14 protein-coding genes are annotated in these 14,287 nt (G+C 61.3%); 10 read left to right on the forward strand and 4 right to left on the reverse strand.

What is annotated here, in order from left to right; all coding sequences use genetic code 11:
* Nucleotides 1–254 precede the first annotated feature (254 nt).
* Both ABID37_RS21185 and ABID37_RS21190 read left to right on the forward strand, forming a co-directional pair.
* The gene (locus ABID37_RS21185) at nucleotides 255–518 is read left to right on the forward strand and encodes a hypothetical protein (RefSeq protein WP_354198390.1); all 264 of its coding nucleotides are present in this window, start codon (nucleotides 255–257) and stop codon (nucleotides 516–518) included.
* A gap of 669 nt (nucleotides 519–1,187) precedes the next feature.
* Entirely contained in the window at nucleotides 1,188–1,778 is a 591-nt protein-coding gene (locus tag ABID37_RS21190) for an HI_0983 family protein (protein WP_354198392.1), read from the forward strand.
* 14 nt (nucleotides 1,779–1,792) lie between these two features.
* Here ABID37_RS21190 and ABID37_RS21195 read toward each other — a convergent pair whose 3' ends face one another.
* Nucleotides 1,793–2,038, reverse strand: coding sequence for a hypothetical protein (locus ABID37_RS21195; protein WP_354198394.1), 246 nt, complete (start codon nucleotides 2,036–2,038; stop codon nucleotides 1,793–1,795).
* Nucleotides 2,039–2,427: 389 nt separating this feature from the next.
* On the opposite strand from ABID37_RS21195, the gene ABID37_RS21200 reads away from it, so the two are divergent.
* The 8 genes from ABID37_RS21200 (at nucleotide 2,428) to ABID37_RS21235 (ending at nucleotide 11,087) form a co-directional block, all read left to right on the forward strand.
* The gene (locus ABID37_RS21200; RefSeq protein WP_354198396.1) at nucleotides 2,428–3,333 is read left to right on the forward strand and encodes a dihydrodipicolinate synthase family protein; all 906 of its coding nucleotides are present in this window, start codon (nucleotides 2,428–2,430) and stop codon (nucleotides 3,331–3,333) included.
* Between the two features lies 1 nt (nucleotide 3,334).
* Nucleotides 3,335–4,840 carry an aldehyde dehydrogenase gene (locus ABID37_RS21205; RefSeq protein ID WP_354198398.1) on the forward strand — a complete coding sequence of 502 codons (1,506 nt, stop codon included), beginning with the start codon at nucleotides 3,335–3,337 and terminating at the stop codon, nucleotides 4,838–4,840.
* Between the two features lie 4 nt (nucleotides 4,841–4,844).
* The gene (locus ABID37_RS21210; RefSeq protein ID WP_354198400.1) at nucleotides 4,845–6,191 is read left to right on the forward strand and encodes an NAD(P)/FAD-dependent oxidoreductase; all 1,347 of its coding nucleotides are present in this window, start codon (nucleotides 4,845–4,847) and stop codon (nucleotides 6,189–6,191) included.
* Between the two features lie 27 nt (nucleotides 6,192–6,218).
* The gene (locus tag ABID37_RS21215) at nucleotides 6,219–7,190 is read left to right on the forward strand and encodes a LysR substrate-binding domain-containing protein (protein ID WP_354198402.1); all 972 of its coding nucleotides are present in this window, start codon (nucleotides 6,219–6,221) and stop codon (nucleotides 7,188–7,190) included.
* Nucleotides 7,191–7,410: 220 nt separating this feature from the next.
* Nucleotides 7,411–8,262: a glycine betaine ABC transporter substrate-binding protein gene (locus ABID37_RS21220; RefSeq protein ID WP_354198404.1), complete on the forward strand. Its 852-nt coding sequence runs from the start codon at nucleotides 7,411–7,413 to the stop codon at nucleotides 8,260–8,262.
* 70 nt (nucleotides 8,263–8,332) lie between these two features.
* A complete protein-coding gene (locus ABID37_RS21225; protein WP_354198406.1) occupies nucleotides 8,333–9,397 on the forward strand; it encodes a quaternary amine ABC transporter ATP-binding protein in 1,065 nt (354 codons plus the stop codon).
* Nucleotides 9,398–9,404: 7 nt separating this feature from the next.
* Complete coding sequence (locus ABID37_RS21230; protein ID WP_354198408.1) at nucleotides 9,405–10,253, forward strand: ABC transporter permease; 849 nt, start codon at nucleotides 9,405–9,407, stop codon at nucleotides 10,251–10,253.
* 3 nt (nucleotides 10,254–10,256) lie between these two features.
* Nucleotides 10,257–11,087: an ABC transporter permease gene (locus tag ABID37_RS21235; RefSeq protein WP_354198410.1), complete on the forward strand. Its 831-nt coding sequence runs from the start codon at nucleotides 10,257–10,259 to the stop codon at nucleotides 11,085–11,087.
* Nucleotides 11,088–11,195: 108 nt separating this feature from the next.
* Here ABID37_RS21235 and ABID37_RS21240 read toward each other — a convergent pair whose 3' ends face one another.
* The 3 genes from ABID37_RS21240 to ABID37_RS21250 form a co-directional block, all read right to left on the reverse strand.
* On the reverse strand, nucleotides 11,196–12,281 hold the full coding sequence (locus tag ABID37_RS21240) for a quaternary amine ABC transporter ATP-binding protein (RefSeq protein ID WP_354198412.1): 1,086 nt from the start codon (nucleotides 12,279–12,281) through the stop codon (nucleotides 11,196–11,198).
* Nucleotides 12,274–13,161, reverse strand: a complete 888-nt coding sequence (locus tag ABID37_RS21245) for an ABC transporter permease (protein WP_354198414.1) — start codon at nucleotides 13,159–13,161, stop codon at nucleotides 12,274–12,276. The genes ABID37_RS21240 and ABID37_RS21245 overlap by 8 nt, the downstream gene beginning before the upstream one ends.
* Before the next feature lie 109 nt (nucleotides 13,162–13,270).
* Nucleotides 13,271–14,272, reverse strand: coding sequence for an ABC transporter substrate-binding protein (locus tag ABID37_RS21250; RefSeq protein ID WP_354198416.1), 1,002 nt, complete (start codon nucleotides 14,270–14,272; stop codon nucleotides 13,271–13,273).
* Nucleotides 14,273–14,287 lie beyond the last annotated feature (15 nt).

Genomic DNA, 14,287 nt, shown 5'->3' on the forward strand with positions numbered 1-14,287 from the left:
TTTCGGTCCAGGGCATCGTGATCTCCGTCGAATCTCAGGAATCCGACTGAATCATAACTCGCCGAAATCACTCGCTCCTTTTTGGAACGGACACTTAAACGGCAATTTCAGGTTCATCTGAGTCAGAGTTTCCAGCCTGAAACGAGAAGAAACCCCGCTTAATTAACTTCCCGCTGATAGTCTTCAGGCTTGTCATCGGACAGGGAGGCACCTCTTATCGTTTCCAGAAACACTAAGTTGGTGCCTTGTAAGAGATGAATCCGCCGATGAAATGCCGCTTCAAAATCGACTTCGTGAGCCGAGAGCACCGCTTTTGCCTCGGCGTCGATCGGGAAACGGGCGGCTATTACCTCTCGACGCCTGTGTCCGGTGTCAATCGTGCCGTTGAGTGGGAGGCCTATTTCTCGGTCGATTCAGGGCAGTTCGCTCGATTTCGTGCCGATCCATCGGCCGCTGATGATTTCACGGAAGATTGCCGGACGGGTCGGAACAAGGAAATTCTGATTTATCCGAGGTGACACGGGCAGGTTGTATCGGTCGACCTCGCGGCTATAGTCAGAAGCGGGCAGGGTATTTGGAGACCAGAATGCGATTTCCGCTGCTCGCTGCCGTCTTGCTGGCTGCCACCTTCTCGCTCAACGCACAAGCGCAATACGATCCGGGAGCCACTCTCGACCTCGGGACGGGGATGGGAGCGACCGCTCTAGGTCAGTCAACCCTCAGCGGCACCCGTCATCTCGGACAGAAATCTCGGCATCCCGATGAACTATCGCCGACAATGCGCAAATACTGCCAGCAATGGCCGAACGAAGGAGTCTGTAAGGCTGATCGGGCACGCCGGGCAAACAGAAAACAACCGTCAACGCGTGTCGGACGCCCGGGCGAAAGAGACATGAACGCGATAATGCGCGCCATTGCGCCCGAGTACAATCGGCGCGTCCGCCTTTACGGAAGAGCGAGCGCGGATCGGTGGCTTGCGAAAACGGCACGGGAGATGGGGCAGCGGGACGGCGCGGCCGCCCGAAAGGCGATGAAATGATCGGGGCGGGGTTGCGGGAGTCTCCAGCGTTCCTTGTGCTTTTCGAGAAAATCCTGAGTGTGGTCCATCGGCTCGCGCCACGGGCCCATATTTGCTTCAACCCTTCGCCTGCAGATATTGCTGAAGCCGTCCAGCGGTGGGTCGATCCATGAAATCAGGAAGGTTCATTTCTGCTGTCTTCGCGCTGATCATGATGACAGCGCCGGGGGCCGCCCAGGTCGTTGATTACCTTGGAGTTCCAGGTCCAATAGAATTTGACGGGAAATCCTACGATCTGGCATGGAGTTCCCAACCGTCGGCCAATTATACCAAACAGGAATACGTCTCGTCCGGCCAGGCTGTCGAAACGTATGACCAGATGCTGTTACTCGAGAGAGTCACTGGCGGCGTCAAAGTCATCGATGCCGTCCGAGGCCAGATCGATGCGCTCCAGAAGCGGAAAGGTTCCGACCCTCTGGTGAATTTCGAAGTCCTGCAAAAGAACGCTACTGGCGAGGTCCTGCTCGATTTTCTCATCAGCAGCAAGGATTCAAAGGGCGAATACATCGTCGAATGGAACCTGTACCGTTACGCTCCGGTCAAAGAGCTCTCTGGCAAGTCCGGTGTCCTGCTGTTCGCCGTGAGCCATCGCGCCTATGGCAACGAGAACTCGAAGGCTTTCCTTGGGGGCTTAAAGCAATTGCGGACTGCCCAGACGGGTGCACTCCTGAAGGCAGATTTGCCGGAACCAGGGAAATAGACGGTCGGGTCGGATTATTGGCATCTTCTGGCTGTGACGATTGCCCAACCCACGAGCGTGAGGATGAAGAGCCCGACGCCGCCCAGCGGCATAATGTAGATCGCCGCAATCAGTTCGCAAGCGCCATCCTGGCAAGTTCCGAGATATCCCACGTGGGCGAGGGTCATTCCTATTGTCATTGCCATCGCGAGGCAAATGAACAGGATCACGGCGATCAACAGCACGCGGGCAAGCGAGATCAGCAGATATCTGGCAGTCAACGGCGGCCTCCTCCACGAGCCGGGAAGGTTACCAGCAAAAAGAGTCTGGCCGTCTGACAGATGACAACAGGACGTCACGAAACGTCAGGGGCTATATGAACGTCCACCTTTTTGCGGACTCGTTGAGCCATGGCTTGAGAATGGCTATCGCCAGTTTCTCACAAGAGAAACGACAGCAAGGCAGCACCGTCGTCCACCTGTCGAAGCGCTGATCAGCAACACTGTCTAACGGCGGTGGCAATAGTTTTTCTAATGCAATCTCCGTGAATATTCTCCTTTGCGGGCAAGGGGCGCGCCGCATTAGCTTCCGGCGCAAGAGGAGCGTGCCCGGCGGGAATTGAAACGGCGGGCCCGGCTGTGTGCAGGGAGGCCGCGCCATGATATTTCGGATGAAACTCGAGGGTATCTACACCCCGCTGATCACCCCGTTCAAAGCCGATGGCACGTTTGATCTGGATGCATTGGCGGAACTGGTGGAGCGGCTGATATCGGCAGGCGTGCATGGCCTGATCTCGGGCGGCTCGACGGGCGAGAATTACGCCGAGACGGTGGAAGAACGACTGGAGCTGGCGCGTTTTGTCACCGAGCGCAGCAAGGGTCGGCTGCCGGTGATCGTTGGCACCGGCGCGATGCGTACGCCCGATTCAATCGCGATCGCTGAGGGCGCGCGGGCGATGGGTGCCGATGCGCTGCTGTTGGGTACACCTCCCTATTCGGTTCCGACCGAGGCCGAGAATGCCGCCAATGCACTCGCCATTGATCGCGTCGCCGACCTGCCGGTGATCCTCTACAACTATCCCGGCCGCATGGGCGTCAGCATGGGGCGGGAGTTTCTCGATATCGTCAGCCAGTCGAAGAATATCATCGGCATCAAGGAAAGCTCAGGCGACGTGAACCGCATCCACACTCTGGCTTGCGACTATCCGCATATCCAGATGAGTTGCGGCATGGACGACCAAGCGCTGGAATTCTTCGCCTGGGGCGCGCGTAGCTGGATCTGTGCAGGATCCAATTTTCTCCCCGAAGAGCACGTGGCGCTGTACCGGGCCTGCGCGGTCGAGGACGATTTCACCAAGGGCCGGCAGATCATGACAGCGATGATGCCCCTGATGGGCGTGCTGGAGCAGGGCGGCAAGTTCATTCAATGCGTCAAGCACGGGGTCGAAGTCTCCGGCCTGCGCGCCGGGCCAATGCGGCCGCCCCTGCAAGGGCTGAACGATGCCGAGAAGGCCGAGTTGGAGCGGGTGATCATCACGCTGAAGGCCACCGTCAAGTCTGTCGTGGGAGGCAAGTGACATGAGCGATTTCCTGACCACTTCGCAATACAAGTCCATCGCCGCCGGGTTGAAGCTGCAGCATCTGGCCTTCATCGATGGGGCTTTCCGCCCCGCGATCTCTGGCAAAACCTTCACCACCATCAATCCGGCGACGGGCGAGGCATTGACCGAGATCGCCGCTTGCGGCCCAGAGGATGTAAACGTTGCTGTAACGGCCGCTCGCGCGGCCTTCGAAGACGGCCGCTGGTCGCGGCTGCATCCGAGCGAACGCAAGGAAACTCTCCTGCGTCTGGCTCGGCTGATGAGCGACAATGCCCGCGAACTGGCGGTTCTGGAAAGCATCGATAGCGGCAAGACCATTTTCGACTGCGAGACAGTGGACGTGCCCGAAACGATCCATGTGATCAAATGGCACGCCGAACTGATCGACAAGATCTACGATCAGGTTTCGCCGGCATCCGACAACCATATCGCCATGGTGGTCCGCGAGCCGGTGGGAGTCGTGGGCCTGGTTCTGCCCTGGAATTTCCCGTTGCTGATGCTGGCCTGGAAAATCGGCCCAGCGCTCGCCGCTGGCTGCTCCGTGGTGATGAAGCCCGCAGGCGAGACGACGCTGACGGCGCTACGCGTGGCGGAACTGGCCGTCGAGGCCGGACTGCCGGCGGGCGTTTTGAACATCGTCACCGGATCGGGCGTGGATGTGGGTGAGCCTTTGGGGCGGCACCCGGATGTGGATATGGTCAGCTTTACCGGTTCCACCGTGACCGGGCGTCGCTTCCTGAACTATTCGGCCGACAGCAATCTGAAGGAGGTCGTGCTGGAACTGGGGGGCAAGAACCCTTGCATCGTTCTCGACGACGCCGAGGATCTGGACGCGGTGGCGGATCATGTCGTCAACGGCGCCTTCTGGAACATGGGGCAGAACTGCTCGGCGGCCTCGCGCCTCATCGTGCAGCGTGGCATCAAGGAGCGGCTGATCGAGCGGGTGAAGGCTTATGCCGCCGAATGGATCGTCGGCGATCCACTGGACCCGGCGGTGCGGGTCGGTGCATTGATTTCAAAGCTGCATTTCGACAAGGTCAGCAGCTATCTCGAAGCCGCTCAGGCCGAAAAGATGTTGATGGGCGGCAGGATCGTCGCCGAGGGTTTCATCGAGCCGACCATCGTGGAGACCCCCCGCGGATCCCGGCTTGCAGCAGAGGAAATCTTCGGTCCGATCCTGACCGTGATAGTGGTGGAGAGCTTCGAAGAAGCGATCCAGATCGCCAATGACACCGAATATGGATTGGCGGCTTCGATCTTCTCGGCCAACGGCAAGCGGGCGCTGCGTGGCGCGCGTATGCTGCGGGCAGGCACGGTGACGGTGAACAGCTTCGGCGAGGGCGATGTGACCACCCCCTTTGGCGGTTACAAGCAGTCGGGATTCGGTGGACGCGACAACTCGATCCACGCGCATGACCAATATACCCAGCTCAAGACTATCTGGCTGGATCTCACCGACGCTTCCGACGCGAATCTCGACTGAGACGATGAACCAGCATCGGGCGGTTCGCACTCCGGTCTTCAACGGGCCGGCCGGATGGAACGTGATCTTGCCTCCGGCTGCGCCACGCGCGCAGCTCAAGGGTACTGAGGGTTGCGACGTGGCGATCGTGGGCGCCGGTTTCGCGGGGCTTGCCGCCGCGCGCCGCCTGCACCAGCTCGACCCATCGCTGAGCGTGACGATTGTCGAGGCCGCGCGGATCGCGGAGGGGGGAACCGGGCGAAACTCGGGCTTCATGATCGACCTGCCGCATGAGCTTACCTCGTCGGACTATGCCGGCTCTGGGAATAGCCACGACCGCCAGCTGACGCTGCTGAACCGGCAAGCCATCGATTTTGCGGCTGAAGCGGTCGCGGAATACGCCATTCCGGAAGGCTGGTTCCAGCGCATGGGTAAGATCAATGCGGCAGCCTCTGCCACCGGACTGGCGGCAAATGTCAGCTATGCCGAACACCTGCGTCATTTGGACGAAGCGCACGAGATGCTGGACGCCGGACAGATGAAAGAAATCACCGGCACCGAATATTACAAGGGCGGGCTGTTCACTCCCGGCGCGGTGATGATCCAGCCTGCCGGCTATGTGCGAGGCTTGGCCGCGGGGCTTGAGCGGGAGGGGGTGCGCATCTTTGAAGGTTCTCCGGTGTTGAGGGTCGGGAGCAATGCGCAGGGTTGGTTGGTAGAAACCGCGCAAGGCTCTCTTCAGGCGCAAAAGCTGATCCTTGCCAATAACGGCCACCTGGAAAGCTTCGGCTTCAAGCGCGGGCGGCTGATGCATATCATGTTGAACGCTTGCATGACCGAGGAACTGACGCCCGAGGCCCTCCGCGGGCTCGGTGGGCATGAATGTTGGGGCGTGACGCCGTCGGACCCGATGGGAACGACGGTGCGCAAGATCGGCCCGGCGCAGGGAGGCAACCGCATCGTCATCCGGCAGGGTGGCTACTATCGGCCCGATATGCGAACCAGCGCCGACGATCTCGCGCGCGTGGTCCGCCACATGCGACGGAAGTTCGACGCGCGTTTCCCAATGCTGAAGGGTGTGCGATTCGAACATAGCTGGTCAGGGCATCTGTGCCTGTCGAAGAACGGCGTCTCTGTCATGCGGGAACTCGAGCCGGGTCTGTTTACCGCATGTGTAGACAACGGCCTTGGCACGACACGCAGCACGCTGACGGGGATCGGCGCGGCGGAAATGCTGTGCGGGCGAACGAGCGCCATCACAAAGTTTTTTAACGCCGAGGCCGAACCGGCGCGTCTGCCGCCGCATCCTTTCGACACGATCGGCGCAAATGCTTATATGCGCTGGAAGGAATGGCAATCGCGGCAGGAATAGCCGCAGGCCAGGGGAGGAGCCATCGCCATGCCGCCGATCAAACGCCGCTATCTGCCTTCGCTCGGCTCTTTCGCCACATTCGAGATTGCGGCCAAGCACCTCAGTTTTACGCTGGCTGCAAAAGAGCTGAACGTCACCCAGGGCGCCGTCAGCCAGCAGATCCGCCTGTTGGAGCGGGCGCTGGAGACACCGCTGTTTCTGCGCAAGCGCAACATGCTGGAATTGACAGCGGAAGGGGTGACGCTGTTTCACGCCGTGACCGCCGGGCTGGACACGATCAGCGCTGCCGTCTCGGTGCTGGCCGGGGATGACACTCCGCAGACTGTCACCGTTTCGGCAACCGACGGAATGGCGCTTTTCTGGCTCCAGCCGCTGATCGACAGTTTTCGCGAAACCCATCCCGAGATTGGCTTCGTCGTGCTGGCGTCGGACGCCGACGATACGCTGCGCAATTACGCCGATGTCGATATCGCCTTCCTGTGCGGGAACGAGCGGTGTGAGATCGGCGAGAATCTGCATTTTCTGTTTCAGGAAATTGCCCAGCCCGTCTGTACCCCGGATTTTCTGACCCAGTACGGGCCGTTTGACAGCCCGGACAGCCTGAACGGGGTAGAACTGCTGCATCTCCACGACCGGCACTGGAGCGCAGATGCCATCGGTTGGCAACCTTTGGGCTGGCCTGAATGGTTCCGGGCGCAAGGGGCCGAATGGGCGAAGGCTCCACCGGCCCTTTCGACCAACAAGGTGAGCCTTCTCATGGAGGCCACGCTCGCCCATAGAGGCGTCATGCTGGGTTGGCATCATATGGTCTGGCGGATGATAGATGAGGGCAGGCTGGTTTTCGCCTATCCGGCGCCGATCACGGCTGGGCGGGGCAATTTCCTGAACTGCAAGCAGAAATCCATGAAGCGACCGGGTGTAGCGGCATTCGTCGAATATGTACTTTCGGCGACGAAGGCGCAGATTGAGGCGCATCCCTTTCAGCCCCAGAAATTCTAATGCCTACCGGCTGAAAATTCTCGTTTGCGAGAAATCTGGTTGCATCGGATAAACCCAGCCATCTGGGAATGGGAGCTTCCAGATCATCAGCTTACCCGGATTGTTTGGAGCCGTTCCCGGGAGGACCAAGGTAAGCCACCGGAGTGAATGGCTGATCCTGCCCGTCATCAATTTCTTCAGGAAGATGAAGCCGTCCCGTGGCGGCAAGAGGAGGAAATCTATGCGCAAACTGTTCAAAACCATTCTTGCCGGCGCCATGGCGCTGGGTCTTGCCGTGCCGGCAATGGCGCAGGACAAGGTGATCAAGATGGGCACGATCATCTGGGAAGACCTGACGCCAATCACCGGCATCACCAAGAAGGTGCTCGAAGACAAGGGCTACAAGGTCGAGGTCACCGAATTCTCGGAGTGGGGTATTGCTTATGCGGCGCTGACCAAGGGCGACGTGCAGGTTCTTGCTTCGCAGACCGATTACGTCGCGCACGACTACTGGGACAAGAACAAGAACCGGCTCGAGAAGATCTCTCCCGTTTCGCATGGGCTTTATCAGGCTATCGCCGTGCCGAAATATGTCACGATCAATTCGATCGAGGAACTGAATGACAATGCCGACAAGTTCGGTGGCAAGATCATCGGGATCGAGCCCGGCTCGGGCCTGATGCGCGAAGCCGCCGATGCGGTGTCGCAATACGGGCTGAAACTGCAACTTGTCGAGGGCAGCACCGCCGCCATGACCGCCGCGCTGAAGTCGGCGACCGACCGTAAGGAATGGGTCGCGGTCACGCTGTGGGAGCCGACCTGGATGGCGCTGAAGTTCGACACCAAGTTCCTGGCCGACCCCAAGGGCATCTTCGCGCCGCCACAAGGTTACTATTGGGTTGGGCAGAAGGGCTTTTCGGAAGCCAACCCGGAAGCGCGCGAGGCAATAGCCAGCGTCTACGTTCCGCTGGTCGATATCGCTTCGATCAATGCGGCTGTCAACGACGGCAAGACCATGGATCAGGCGGTCGCCGACTGGACCGAAACCCACGTCGATCTTCTGAAGCGCTGGGAGAACATCAAGCAGTACTGACAAACGCACCCGAGCGGCCCGTTTGGGGCCGCTCCTTCTTGTTGCCGGGTGGCGTCACTGGGAGGCATGGATGACGCATAAGGAAACGGCCGAGGTTCTGATCGACTGCCAGTCGGTGTGGAAGGTTTTCGGTAAACGCAGCGCCGAGGCGATCAAGGCAATTACCGAACGTGGTCTCGGCAAGCAGGACGTGCTGAAGCAATATGGCTGCGTGATCGGCGTCTCCAATGCCAGCCTGCAGGTGAGCCGGGGGGAGATCTTCTGCATCATGGGCCTGTCGGGTAGCGGCAAGTCCACGCTGATCCGCCTGCTGAACCGATTGATCGAGCCGAGCCTTGGCAAGGTCCTGGTGAAGGGGCGCGACATCGGTGCGATGGACGCTGCGGCCCTGCGTGAGATCCGCGCCCGCCATATCGGCATGGTCTTTCAGAGCGTCGCCTTGCTGCCGCAGCGCAACGTGCTGGAAAATGCGGCCTTCGGTCTCGAGGTTCAGGGCGTGCCGCGCGACCAGCGCAACCGCACTGCCGAGGCTGCGCTGGACAAGGTGGGCCTGTCCGATTGGAAGCTGCGTTACCCCTCGGAACTGTCGGGTGGAATGCAACAGCGTGTCGGCCTTGCCCGCGCGCTGGCCTCTGATCCTGAAATCATCCTGATGGACGAACCGTTTTCCGCGCTCGACCCGCTGATCCGACGGCAATTGCAGGACGAATTCCGGCAACTGACCAAGGAGCTAGGCAAGTCGGCGGTATTCATCACGCATGATCTCGACGAGGCGATCCGTATTGGCGACCGTATCGCCATCATGAAGGATGGCGTTATCATCCAGGTCGGCACCGCCGAGGAAATCGTGATGAACCCGGCTGACCAGTATGTTGCGGATTTCGTCGCCGGCATCTCGCGCCTCCATTTGGTCAAGGCTCATTCGGTCATGGTTCCGCCGGGTGGATGGCAGGGCGCTACGCAGGATCTGCCGCGCTGCTCGCCCGAGGCCGATATCGATGCGCTGATCGGCCTGATCGCCGATACCGGCAGCGATGCGATCAGGGTCGAGGACGATGGCAATCTGGTTGGTATCGTGACCATCCGCAATCTGCTTTCGGGCGTGCGGGGCGAACCCCAAGCCCGTGCGGCGTGAGGGCGCGATGGATCTTTCCGCTTTCGTTCCCGCCTTCGACGAGCAGGTCGACAACATCCTGTTCTGGCTAACCGATCATGCTGCTTTCTTCTTCGATGGCGCGCGCGTTGTGCTTGAAGGGTTCTACAACGGCGTCCTCTGGCTGCTGAACCTGCCGCCCTTCTACGTTGTCGCTATCCTGGCCGGACTGGTAGCATGGCGATCGGTGAACCTGAGCTTCGGCATCGGCACAGCCATCGCTCTCGCCTGCTGCGCTGTCATGGGGCTTTGGCCCGAAACCATGAGCACACTCGCGCTGGTCATCGCGGCCAGCGTAATCGCTCTGGCAATGAGCCTGCCGCTCGGGGTCTTGGCCGGGCTTATGCCGCGCCTTGAACGGTTCCTGGCACCGGCGTTGGATCTCATTCAGACCATGCCGCCCTATATCTACCTGCTGCCCTCGATCGCGCTTCTGGGTTATGGCCCGGCGACAGCGCTGGTCGCGACGGTCATCGTCGCCATGCCGCCGGCAATACGCCTGACCTCGCTCGGCATCCGTATGACGCCCAATGAATTCATCGAACTGGGCGAGGCGCTCGGCACAAACCGGGTGCAGGCCTTCTTCAAGATCCGACTGCCCTTTGCCGTACCTTCGATCATGGCGGGCGTGAACCAAAGCCTGATGATGGCGTTCGGCATGGTGGTCATCGCAGGTATCGTCGGCTCAGGCGGGCTGGGAGAAACGATCTATGGCGCGATCCGCACTCTGAACATCGCGCGCTCGATCGACGCCTCGATCGCCATCGTCGTCCTTACCATGATACTGGACCGTATGACCCAGAGCATGGCCTCGTCGCGCCAGAAGATGGGGGAGTAAGCGATGGAGTTTTCCCCCGGCGCGTTCATTGCCCCCGCCGTTGATTGGCTGAACACCAATTTCCATCCGTTCTTCGCGATGCTGACTCGCCTGATCGAGGCAATCCTGGGCGGGATCGAGGCCTCTCTCCTGGTCCTGCCGCCGTTTGCGGTGATTGCCATCGTGACGCTGGCAGCCTTGCTTGTGCTTGGCTGGCGGATGGCGGTTCTCGCCTTTTGCTGCCTCGGATTCTGCCTGCTGATGGGGCTGTGGATCGCCTCCATGCAGACCGTTGCGCTGGTCCTGGTGGCAGTGGCCATCGCGGTCGCCATCGCCTTTCCGCTCGGTATCTTGGCAGCACGTCGTCCCCGGTTCGAAGCGGCGCTGCGTCCGATTCTGGACATCATGCAGACCGTGCCGCCATGGGTCTACCTGATCCCGGCCGTAATGATCTTTAGCCTCGGCCGGGTGCCGGCGATCATAGCGACGATCGTCTATGGCATCCCGCCAATGTTGCGCCTGACGACGCTGGCCTTCCGCGGCGTACCGACGGACCTGAAGGAATTGGGTCAGGCTATTGGCGCGAAGCCCCGCACGATCCTGTTCAAGATCGAACTGCCCGCAGCCAAGCCGACCTTATTGGTTGGATTGAATCAGTGCATCCTCTTGTCGCTGGCCATGGTGGTGCTGGCTGGGCTGGTCGGTGCGGGCGGCCTTGGTGCCGAGGTGACGCGTGGGCTGACGCGTATGGAAATGGGCCTTGGTTTGCGCGCGGGCCTTGCCGTGGTGGCCGTGGCAGTCCTGCTCGATCGGCTGTCGCGCGCCGCGCTGGAACTGGACCGACGCAAGGTCTGAAGCCCGTCCCTCGGGGAGCTCGCCGGCGGCCATGTCGGCTCCATCGACCGGCAGCAATGGCAAGCTGTACAAACCGCCACCGATCATGAGATCGGCGGCCGCGCCGTGTCAGGATTCTGCGGCCGCATGGCCTCTCTGCCCGTCCGACGTGTCCTGGAGATTGACCATCGCTTCGGCGAGTTGGCGCAGCGTCACGGTTCCCGACGGCTTGCCGGACGGCTCGGTGACCGTGAGGCTGTCGCCGGCAGCGGATGCGAGCAGGCGCATGGCTTCCTCGATGGTCGCGCCGGCAGCGATGGCCGGCCCGTGGCCGGCTGCGTCGGGAGACAGCGGCGCCATGACGGCTTCGACCTGGATCACGCGTGCCCGGTTGACCTCTTTGACGAAGTTGGCGACGTAATCGTCGGCGGGCCTGAGCACGATGTCCTGGCTGGTGCCCTGCTGCACCACCTCCCCGTCGCGCAGGATGGCGATGCGGTCGCCGAGCCGCAGCGCTTCGTCCAGGTCGTGGGTGATGAAGACGATCGTCTTTTTGATCTCGTTCTGGATGTCGAGCAGCACCGTCTGCATGTCGGTGCGGATCAGCGGGTCGAGCGCGGAGAACGCCTCGTCCATCAACAGGATCGGTGCGTCGTTGGTGAGCGCGCGGGCAAGCCCGACGCGCTGCTGCATGCCGCCGGAGAGCTGGTTGGGATAGTGCTTCTGGAAGCCGGAGAGGCCGACGCGGGTAATCCAGCGCATCGCCGCCTCGACCTGGCGGTCGCGCGGAAGGCCCTGCATCTCAAGCCCGTAGACGGTGTTCTCCAGCACGTTGCGATGCGGCAGGAGCGCGAACTTCTGGAACACCATCGCGGTCTTGTGGCGACGGAACGCGCGCAGCTCCTTCGGTGTCATCTTCACCACGTCCTCACCGCCGACGAGGATTTCGCCCGCGGTCGGATCGACCAGCCGGTTGATGTGGCGGATGAGCGTCGACTTGCCCGATCCGGACAGACCCATGATGACCTGGATGCTACCGGCCGGCATGGCGATATTGATGTTGCGCAGACCCAGCACATGGCCGTGACGCTCGTTCAGCTCCGCCTTGGACATTCCCTGCTCGACCAGCGGAACCATGGCGGCGGCATCCGGGCCGAATATTTTCGACAGGTTCCTGATCTCGATGCCGTAGCGGTTCGCGCTTTCCTTAGCCATGGACGATCTCCAGATGCTTCTGGAGCCTGCGGCCATAAGCCTGGCTGATGCGGTCGAAGATGATGGCGATGCCGACGATGGCGAGCCCGTTGAAGATGCCCATGGTGAAATACTGGTTGTTGATGGCCCGCAGCACCGGCTGTCCCAGCCCCTGTACGCCGATCATCGAGGCGATCACCACCATGGCCAGCGCCATCATGATGGTCTGGTTGATGCCGGCCATGATGGTGGGTAGGGCAAGCGGCATCTGCACGTTCTTCAGCTTCTGCCAGTTCGACGAGCCGAAGGCGTCGGCGGCTTCCAGCACGTCCTTGTCCACCAGCCTGATGCCGAGATTGGTCAGCCTGATCATCGGCGGGATGGCGTAGATCACCACCGCGATCACGCCCGGGACCCTGCCTATGCCGAGCAGCATGACGACCGGGATCAGGTAGACGAAGCTCGGCATGGTCTGCATCACGTCGAGCACCGGGTTGACGATGCTCTGCAAGCGGTTGGAGCGCGCCATCAGGATGCCGATGGGAATGCCGAGCGCAATGGCCACCACAGTGCAGACGAAGATCATCGACACCGTGCGCATCGTGTCATCCCACATGTCGAAATAGCCGATGACAAGCAGGGTCAGGACGCTGCCCACGACGATCGCCCAACTGCGGCTGGCGAACCAGGCTATCGTGGCGATGGCCAGAATGACGATCGGCCAGGGCGTGTTCAGCAACAGCCACTCGGACTGGATCAGGAACAGCCGCAGCGGCTCGAAAACGCCCTCGATCATGTCGCCATAGCCGCGGGTGAAGTTCCTGAAGCCGTCGTCTATCGCCCGCCTCAACTCGCGCAGCGCATTGTCGTTCATGTGCGGAAATGACCAGAACCAGTCCATATCGTTCCCCTGCCTGCTTCGTGGCGGCTTTTTATCGTCTTCTCCATGCCCCGCGAGGCGATGGACCGGGCGGCCCGCTACAGCGCGAGGCCGCCCGGTTCAGTCAGGTCTAGAGCGCCGCCTTGATCTTCTCAGCGGCTTCCGGCGAGACCCAATCCTTCCACAGGTCCTCGTTGTTCTGGAGGAAGTATTTCGCGCCGTCCTCGCCGGAGGCCTGGTTGTCGGTCATCCAGGCCATCAGTGCGTTGACGGTGGCGTTCGTCCATGCACGCTTCTGGAAATAGGCGACGACATCCTCGCCGGCCCGCTCGGCGAAGGTCGAGGTCAGCAGCGTCTGCACCGTGTCAGCCGGCCAGTCGTTCTTCTTCGGGTCCGGGCATTCGGCGATGGTGTTGCAGCGCTTCCATTCCGCCTCGTCATACGGAACGCCGTGCTCGAGCTTGACCATTTCGTAGCGGCCGAGCAGGGCCGTGGGCGACCAGTAGTAGCCGACCCAGCCTTCCTTGCGCTCATAGGCCCGCGCGATCGAGCCGTCGAGGCCGGCGGCGGAGCCGGTGTCGACGAGCCGGAACCCGGCCGCCTCAGCGTCATAGGCCTTGTAAAGCTGGCCGGTCACGACCGTACCGCCCCATCCCTGCGGCCCATTGTGGACGGCTCCCTTGCCGGGGTTCTCGGGATCGGGAAAGAGTTCGGGATGTTTCAGCGCATCATCGATGGTCTTGATGTCGGGGTTGGCGTCCGCGATGTACTTGGGAATCCACCAGCCCTGCACCGCGCCATCGGAGATTGCCACGGCGGCAGCGACGATGCGCTTCTCGTCGAGGCCGCGCTTGAGCAGTTCCGGCACCAGATCGATCCACCCTTCGGGCGCGACGTCCGGCTGGCCCTTCTCCACCATGGAAGTGATAGTCGGAACCGTGTCGCCGCTGATGACCGAAGCGTTGCAGCCGTACCCCTCACGCAGGATGAACTCGTCCAGGCTGGCCAGAACCTCCGCGCTTTGCCAGTTCATGGCGGCGATGGTGACGTCGCCGCACTCGGCGGCCGCAGGTGCGGCGGCCAGAACGCCCAGCCCTAGGGCCAGGCAGGTCGTTGCCAGAAGATGCTTCATGTCTGTTCTCCCATT

The organism is Aquamicrobium terrae (genome assembly GCF_040545735.1).
GTDB classification, from domain to species: domain Bacteria; phylum Pseudomonadota; class Alphaproteobacteria; order Rhizobiales; family Rhizobiaceae; genus Mesorhizobium; species Mesorhizobium terrae_A.

Coding starts and splice junctions, on each gene's coding strand:
- ABID37_RS21220 (WP_354198404.1), top strand. CDS start 7,411: ATGCGCAAACTGTTCAAAACCATTCTTGCCGGCGCCATGGCGCTGGGT.
- ABID37_RS21185 (WP_354198390.1), top strand. CDS start 255: ATGAATCCGCCGATGAAATGCCGCTTCAAAATCGACTTCGTGAGCCGA.
- ABID37_RS21205 (WP_354198398.1), top strand. CDS start 3,335: ATGAGCGATTTCCTGACCACTTCGCAATACAAGTCCATCGCCGCCGGG.
- ABID37_RS21210 (WP_354198400.1), top strand. CDS start 4,845: ATGAACCAGCATCGGGCGGTTCGCACTCCGGTCTTCAACGGGCCGGCC.
- ABID37_RS21215 (WP_354198402.1), top strand. CDS start 6,219: ATGCCGCCGATCAAACGCCGCTATCTGCCTTCGCTCGGCTCTTTCGCC.
- ABID37_RS21190 (WP_354198392.1), top strand. CDS start 1,188: ATGAAATCAGGAAGGTTCATTTCTGCTGTCTTCGCGCTGATCATGATG.
- ABID37_RS21230 (WP_354198408.1), top strand. CDS start 9,405: ATGGATCTTTCCGCTTTCGTTCCCGCCTTCGACGAGCAGGTCGACAAC.
- ABID37_RS21245 (WP_354198414.1), bottom strand. CDS start 13,161: ATGGACTGGTTCTGGTCATTTCCGCACATGAACGACAATGCGCTGCGC.
- ABID37_RS21235 (WP_354198410.1), top strand. CDS start 10,257: ATGGAGTTTTCCCCCGGCGCGTTCATTGCCCCCGCCGTTGATTGGCTG.
- ABID37_RS21240 (WP_354198412.1), bottom strand. CDS start 12,281: ATGGCTAAGGAAAGCGCGAACCGCTACGGCATCGAGATCAGGAACCTG.
- ABID37_RS21250 (WP_354198416.1), bottom strand. CDS start 14,272: ATGAAGCATCTTCTGGCAACGACCTGCCTGGCCCTAGGGCTGGGCGTT.
- ABID37_RS21225 (WP_354198406.1), top strand. CDS start 8,333: ATGACGCATAAGGAAACGGCCGAGGTTCTGATCGACTGCCAGTCGGTG.
- ABID37_RS21200 (WP_354198396.1), top strand. CDS start 2,428: ATGAAACTCGAGGGTATCTACACCCCGCTGATCACCCCGTTCAAAGCC.